Source organism: Terrimonas ginsenosidimutans (genome assembly GCF_022012415.1).
Classification (GTDB): Bacteria; Bacteroidota; Bacteroidia; order Chitinophagales; family Chitinophagaceae; genus Terrimonas_A; species Terrimonas_A ginsenosidimutans.
Genome location: NZ_JAKLTR010000033.1, coordinates 24,148 through 31,860, shown reverse-complemented (window position 1 = coordinate 31,860; position 7,713 = coordinate 24,148). Strand labels below are relative to the sequence as shown.

Genomic DNA, 7,713 nt, shown 5'->3' with positions numbered 1-7,713 from the left:
GAAAATTATGGGCGTAACCGACGAGCCGCAGGCGAGGGCGCTAAAATACTGTCTGAGCCAGCACGCCAATCAATCCCAAACCCTCCTCCGGCGAGTTTATTTTAGTGCCAGGTGCAGCCCATAATTTTTAGCCCCCGCATCAAGTGCGGGGCTGGCTATTTGCGCGTAGCCTTGATCTTTTTTTGTTACTTTTTTTGCATCAAGGCAAAAAAAGTAAACAGAGTCTTTCGACCTCCCGTCGAAAAAAAGCGCCTTGCCCGTCCGGCAAAAAAAGTACAAAGAGTCTTCGAGGTAACCCTCGAACAAAAGGCCCTTGCCCTCCCGCAAAAAACTAAAAAGAGCCCTCGACGCTCCCGTCGAAAAAAACTGCCAAGCCCGGCACCCGGGCTCACCTACCACCATTACTGCTGCTGCTGGCCCGCAAACGACGCCATATCGGGAACATCATCACCGTTAAGAAGCTTCTCCATTCTTACAGCATTCATTTCTTCAAAGGTTTGTCCATCTTCATATCCAACCGAAACATAAACGGAAAGCGATTGCCTCGCAGGGCCCTTGAATGTTCCTTTGATAGGAGAGCAATCATTGAAGTTTCTGCCGACAGCAAGCTTTACATGGTGATTGGTTACCCAAACGTTATTGGTCGGGTCAATTCCTGTCCAGCCATTACCGGGGATCCAGGCTTCAATCCATGCGTGCGTGGCGCCCTCTCCACGCATGCCGTTTTTATTCGGGCAAATATAACCGCTCACGTACCGGCTGGGGATACCGATACTGCGAAGCAGTTCAAGCATTACATGCGCAAAATCCTGGCAAACGCCGGAACGAAGGTCCAGGATCTCCTGTACCGTCGTTTCGATGTTCGTAATGCCTTTGATGTATTTGAAGTTATTAAAGATATAAGCACAACAATCCTCAACGATCGATGCAACAGGTGCTCCTTCCGTGTAAAATTCCTGCAGTAACATACTCAGCTGGTCTCTCAATTCGATCTCCTTTACCTGTGAAAGCTCCAGCAAATGAAGGTTGTTGTTTCGATCCGACTGAACCTGCTCCAGACCTGCAGCAGTGTTCAATACGGGGTTTGATTGACCCAGTGTCCGCACAATAAGCTTGCTCTCGATAATGAGCTCCTGATGTGATGGCAGGAGATTGAACATGCCTGTACGGTTGCCCCAGTAATCATTTACCAGCAGTATTTCGGGAGAATGGGTGATATTGACCTGGTGATACAGGGCTTCCTGGTGCTGGCAGGCATAGGGATAGATCTTGATCTCGTTCACACTTTCCTTTACAGGCCGGTCATACTCGTACTTCGTGATATGGTGTATATTAAAAACGGGCATTCATTTTTTGTTAGGCGTAAGAGAAATAAATACGCGTGAGCTGGTTCGAAAAGTTCACGAGGTCATTGCGCAGCGAAAATAAGAAATTTGGCAGGCCTTCATCCTGGATAATACTCATATCTGCAAATTCGACCTTGCTGCAAATGCGCCCGAAACTTTTTTGCAAGGCGGGGCTTCCTTCTATTTTTGTGTCTTCAACGATCTCGTCGAGATAACGACGCGTTCTCTCAAGCGAATAGATCACTGATCTTGGAAAGTTTTTATTGAAGATGATGTGATCGATCACATTCATGTTATGCTGCCCGTGGGTATAGCTCTTCAAATAAAGTTCGTAACCTGAAAGGGATAGAAGAAGGTTTTTCCAGAACAGGATGTCCTGCGCATGATCGACCCTGTGGTCAATTCTCCGGAAATGAGCATGCGTTGTGTCTATTGAAAGAATGCTGCGTTCGAGAAACTTACCGAGGCTCATGAAATTCCAGCCCTGGCCGCGTGGCATCGTACTGTCGGTAACTCCATAGAACAACGTACTGTTCTGGTCGAGCATTTCAATCATTTCCAATGTCCGGTTTCCCCGGATATGATCTTCCATAGCATGAAGATTCACAAAGTGATATTGCTGGTTCACCTGCTCCCACACTTCCTTGGTGATATAATCCTGCGCACCTCTGGCGTTCTCACGGGCACGTGTGATCAGGACTTTCGCTGAATTCATGTTCTTTATATCCGTGATGAGGTAAGTCAGTGCATTCGAGATATGATCTCCGTTTTGCAGAATATGCTCGTCATTCGTCGGTGTAAATAACTGTATCACATCTCTCCAGGAAAAATCTGTATGACTGCTTGAATCAAAAGACAGGATATAGTTTGTGGCGATCGCTCTTGTAACGCAATCGCATCTTTCCATATATCGGCTAAGCCAGAAAAGTGAGTCGGCAATTCTACTAAGCATGGGATAAGTAAAAATTTAAAAGTAAAATTAAAAATATCCGTTTGGTCATCAGAGACATCGCCTCTATATTGGAATACTTTCGATTTTTTATTAAATGATCAAAAAGAACGGGTAGCAGCATAGCGAAAAGAAAATTTTGAAGTAATGATCTCCGGCATAGTATGTTCAGGTCATGGTATCAGCGGGGATTCTTTACTTTGAATTTTATCTTTTTATTCACATCAAAGATCAACCACCCAAGTATCCTTACTTCCTCCGCCCTGGGAAGAATTTACCACCAATGAGCCTTCACGAAGCGCAACACGGGTAAGCCCTCCCGGAACAATTTTGATCCCGCTTGGTCCGCATAAAGCGTAAGGCCGCAGATCAACGTGACGTGGCTGAAGTTTTCCATCGATAAAGCAGGGAACGGTAGATAACTTGATGATCGGTTGTGCAATAAACTCACGGGGAGTATCCAGTATAGCCTCTTTGATATCATCCAGTTCTTTTTCACTGGCCTTGTTTCCCATCACCATGCCGTACCCGCCGGATTGATTCGTACGTTTGATCACCATATTGCCAATATTGTCAAATACATACTGTCTTGCATCGATGTTCTCCAATCCGTAAGTGGGCACGTTTGGAAGAATTGCCTCTTCGTTAAGGTAGTATTTGATCATATCCGGGACATAAGCGTAAACAGCTTTATCATCTGCAACCCCATTACCAACCGCGTTGACAATTGCAACGTTGCCTTTGCGGTATGCACTCAGCAACCCTGGTACGCCGAGCGCACTGTCAGGTCTGAAAACCAGCGGATCGAGGTAATCATCATCCAGCCTTCGATAGATCACATGCACTTGCTGTAGTCCGGCAGTGGTCTTCATATATACTTTATGATTATCTACCAGCAGGTCTCTTCCTTCCAGCAATGGTATACCCATTTGCCGTGCAAGGAAAGTATGTTCAAAATAGGCAGAGTTGTACACGCCGGGTGTAAGCAATGCTACAGTAGGGTTGGATAATTGCTGCGGTGCAAGTGAACCAAGAATGTCATGCAGCAACAGCGGATAGTTATTGACCATCCTCGCTTTGCTCTGCGTAAGCATTCCGGGGAAGATCCGTTTTGTCACTTCCCTGTTCTCCAGCATATATGATACGCCCGAAGGTGTACGCAGGTTGTCTTCCAGTATATAAAAGGTGCCATCCTGGCCGCGTATAAGGTCAATGCCGGAGATATGTACGTAAAGATCATGCGGCACTTTGATGCCGAATACTTCACGTGTATAATGGGGACAGGAGGCAATGAGGTCTGCCGGGATGATCCCGTCTTTGAGGATCTGCTGGTCAGAGTAAATATCTTTTAAAAACAGATTGAGTGCTTTCAGCCTTTGTGTGATCCCGGCGTGTATATGGTCCCATTCCTTATTGGTAAGAATGCGGGGGATGATGTCGAAGGGGAAGATCTTTTCGATACCGGCATCATCACTATACACAGTGAAAGTGATACCCTGGTTCATAAAAAGTTCGCCGGCTTCTTTGTCTTTTTGCAGAAGTGTTTCTACCGGGATCTGGCTGATGGCTTCAAATACCCGGCTGTATTGGGAGCGTATTCCTTCTCCAAAGCACATCTCATCCCAGATACCCGTCTGGCCCTGGTATTGTTGAAAAAGTTGGTGACCCGTCATTAGCAGTTAGGTTGAAAATAAAAAAAGTTGCCGCACATCTATGGGATGTGTGTGCAACCGTTATGATCGAATATAATGAAATGAAATCATTTTTAATGATTTCAGCCGGGAAATGTTAAACATGTACCCGAATCCGCTGGCGTTGGTTTGCAGCATGAACCGGCCTTTTCACAGGTCCTGCCAAAGCTCATTACTGTTGGTATTGTCATTAAGGCAGCAAGGGGACAGTGACATAAACGCCCCTATTTTCGGGTACGCCCCCTCTTTAAATGATATTTCCTTCAAATTTCTATTATAACACGCCGGTCCTTTGCGTCATGGCAAGGTTTTTTGTAATTTGATCCCTGATGGCACATCGTTTCACCATTCGATTAGTAGTAGTATTGAGCCTGGCCTTCTTAATGAATAAGGCCGAAGCCCAGTTGTTATCTCCGGAACAAACTTATGCTGCCAATTCTCCTGGTGTCGGAATGGTGCAGACAGTCTTCTCCGGAACTGTTTATGTAAACAAGGTCGGCATGAATGAAAGCCGGTTCAAACAACTGGTAGATTCTGTCAAGAAACTTGATACAAGCGGTACGATGCTTTCCGCAGAAGAAAAACTCGATATCGTTGTAAAGGCACTTTATAACAGTCCATTCCGCTATTTTTCCCGCACGTCAGAATATTACCGGCAGCAGCACAGGATCAATTCTTCAGGGACGGGCTTCTTTGTAACAGGCGATGGATATTTTGTTACGAACTGCCATATTATCGACAGGGATAATGCTTATATCCGCAGGCAGTTCATTCTATCCACTTTTAAAGATGTTACAGATGCAAATATCAGATCGCTTGAGAAATCATGGGAGATGACATTGAACGAAGAGCAACGGGGATTGTTGAATAACGTTTACAGTGTGATCTATTCGCAGGTATCATCCATGATCATCTTTGATCTGAAGAAAGACATTTTTGTACATATACGTGTAAACGGCAGACCGGAAGATTTCGCCACCAGGCGACTTCCTGCAAAAGTGGTCGTAAAAGGGAAGGCTATGCCTGGTAAAGATGTTGCTGTGTTGAAGGTTGACAGTGTGATGCAAATGCCGACATTGCCGGTGAGTGCGGATCCGATGACGAGAATTGGCAGCCAGGTATTAGTAATGGGGTATCCCGAGCCGGTAACATCGAATACGTTCCTTGCCAGGGAAACGGGCATCGAGCCCACACTGACAACTGGTGTAGTCAGTGCATTAAAGCGTTCAATCGGTGGGTGGCCTGTGATCCAGATGGATGCAGTCATCGCCCATGGTAGCAGCGGAAGCCCTGTATGTGACAATAAAGGAGAGGTGATCGGCCTCGCGACCTTTGGCAGCCTGGAGCAAAAAACCGGCAGCCTCGCGGCAGGATTCAATTTTGCAATACCTGTTTCTGTGGTAAAAGAATTTCTTGATTCGGCCCATGTAATGCCGGAAATGAGCCGCGCTTCCAAAACTTACAATGAAGCACTGGCACTCTATTTCAAAGGATATTATTTCAAAGCCCGGCAGTTCTTCGAATCTGCATCCGAGATCAATGGATCATATCCCCTGCTGGCTTATTATATCAGTGACAGCGAAACAAGAGTAAAAGCGGGCCAGGATAAAGAAAGTTTTTCTCAACAACTCGTGTTCCGTGTTCTCGCCTTCGTGATCATACTCGGCGGCCTCTACGTTTTCTATCACTGGCAACGGTTGAAACGCAAGCGGTTTTACCGGCCATGAGGAAGAAGGATGCTTTTACAAGTTCCATAAGTTTCATAGGTTCCATAGGTTTTCACGGGCGCTGTAGATTTTATAACTAAAGTAAGTAACCTAACTTTTAACCTGATAACGCGGTACCGATGAACATATGGAACCTATCCAACCTGTCAACTCTCCTCCTCTCACGCAATCCTCTGCAACGAGGTCAATCTCCTGTATACTCCTTCTTCGATCTGGATCAGTTCATCATGATGTCCTCTTTCAATGATGCAGCCATCCTGCATGATGATGATCTCGTCAGCTTCTTTGATCGTACTGAGGCGGTGTGCGATGACAAGTGTTGTCCGGCCACGCATCAGGTTATTCAGGGCGTCCTGTACTGATTTTTCCGCTTCCGTGTCAAGGGCGGACGTCGCTTCATCCAGTATCAGAATCGAAGGGTTTTTGAAGACAGCGCGGGCAATGCTTAATCGTTGACGCTGACCTCCGGAAAGGCGGATCCCTCGATCGCCGATATTCGTTTGATAGCCATGCTCTGTGTTCATGATGAACTCATGTGCATTGGCGATCTTCGCCGCTCTCATCACTTCTTCCTCTGTGGCATCCGGCCGGCCAAGGGCGATATTATTAAAGATCGAGTCATTGAATAAGATGATATCCTGTGTAACAAAGCTCATATGGCTTCGTAAGGATTCCATAGTGTAGTCTTTTACGTTTACACCATCGATCAGTACTTCACCTGAAGTTACTTCATAAAAACGGGGAATAAGATCTGCAATGGTCGACTTACCGACTCCGGACGGGCCAACCAGTGCAATCGTTCTTCCTTTATCAACAGTGAGATTGATATTCTTTAAAACCTGTTTTTCTCCGTATTGAAATGATACATCTACCAGTTCGATCTTGTCCTTGAATGCCTTCATCGGAATTGCATTCGGTTTGTCTTCGATCTCAACAGGTTTATCAAGTATCTCCAGGATGCGCTCGCCGGAGGCCTGACCGATCTGTACGTTTGATAAAGCTGTTACCAGTGATTTTACAGGTCTGATCACCTGGGAGAAAAGGATAATAAATGTTATAAATGAACTGGCCTGTAAACCGCCCGTGCCGCTTAATACTAGCCCGCCACCATAGATAAGAATGCCTGCTACGACCATCACGCCCGCGGCTTCTGAAAACGCGGGAGCAAGTTCCCGTTTGTTAAAGCTGGCCAGGCTTGCCTGACGGTAAAAATCATTTTCTCTGCTGAATCTTTTTTGTATGAAGTTGGTAGCATTAAAAGATCTGATGATACGCATGCCCAACAACGTTTCATCAATGATCGTAAGCAGCCTTCCTGCAGAAGCCTGTACATCCTTCGCTTCGCTTTTCAACTTTTTCGTGATCGTTGCAATAGCGATCCCTGCAACAGGAATGATGATCAGTGTGAATATTGTCAGCTGTACAGATATTGCAAACAAGCCGATAAAAAAGAAAATAATAAGGTACGGCTCTTTGAATAACACTTCAAGGGAACTTGCCGCAGCACCTTCTACTCCATATACATCACCATTGAGACGTGAGATCAGATCGCCCTTATGCTCCTTCGTAAAGTAACCAAGTTGCAGACGGTTGATCTTTTCAAAAAGAGCTTCCCGCAGCCTTTTTACCAGCAATGTCCTCGTTTTGATCATCGAACGTTGTGCGAGATAACGGAACAGGTTCGTCAGTATCACGGTTATCACGATCAGCCCTGCCATAAAATATAAAGCATACACAGGTTTGGTCGTTTTGAACTCGTAAACAAGATGGTAGAAATAATTTTTGAAAAATCCTGCTGAAAAACTGAATACAGGTGCTACCGCATACTGCGCGTTATCTGTTGCGCTGGAAGGATCAAACAGAAACTTTAACAAAGGGATAAGTAATGTGAACTGGAAGACACTGAAAAACGAGGCTATCAGCGTTAATACAAAGAATGGTAAAACGAATTTATGATACGGTCTTATATAACCCAACAAACGCCGGTAGACTTTCATTTC

General features: G+C 45.5%; 5 protein-coding genes. 1 reads left to right on the top strand and 4 read right to left on the bottom strand.

Translation table 11 applies throughout. From position 1 onward, the window contains the following. Positions 1–401 precede the first annotated feature (401 nt). The 3 genes from LZZ85_RS27670 to LZZ85_RS27660 form a co-directional block, all read right to left on the bottom strand. Positions 402–1,346, bottom strand: coding sequence for a transglutaminase family protein (locus LZZ85_RS27670; protein WP_237877281.1), 945 nt, complete (start codon positions 1,344–1,346; stop codon positions 402–404). A gap of 10 nt (positions 1,347–1,356) precedes the next feature. Beyond that, entirely contained in the window at positions 1,357–2,298 is a 942-nt protein-coding gene (locus LZZ85_RS27665) for an alpha-E domain-containing protein (protein ID WP_237877279.1), read from the bottom strand. A 221-nt stretch (positions 2,299–2,519) separates the two neighbouring features. After that, complete coding sequence (locus tag LZZ85_RS27660; RefSeq protein ID WP_237877277.1) at positions 2,520–3,968, bottom strand: circularly permuted type 2 ATP-grasp protein; 1,449 nt, start codon at positions 3,966–3,968, stop codon at positions 2,520–2,522. 347 nt (positions 3,969–4,315) lie between these two features. Between LZZ85_RS27660 and LZZ85_RS27655 the strand changes: the two genes are divergently transcribed. Continuing rightward, positions 4,316–5,713 carry a S1C family serine protease gene (locus tag LZZ85_RS27655; RefSeq protein ID WP_237877275.1) on the top strand — a complete coding sequence of 466 codons (1,398 nt, stop codon included), beginning with the start codon at positions 4,316–4,318 and terminating at the stop codon, positions 5,711–5,713. 161 nt (positions 5,714–5,874) lie between these two features. On the opposite strand, the gene LZZ85_RS27650 is transcribed toward LZZ85_RS27655, so the two are convergent. Next, on the bottom strand, positions 5,875–7,710 hold the full coding sequence (locus LZZ85_RS27650) for an ABC transporter ATP-binding protein (RefSeq protein ID WP_237877258.1): 1,836 nt from the start codon (positions 7,708–7,710) through the stop codon (positions 5,875–5,877). Positions 7,711–7,713 lie beyond the last annotated feature (3 nt).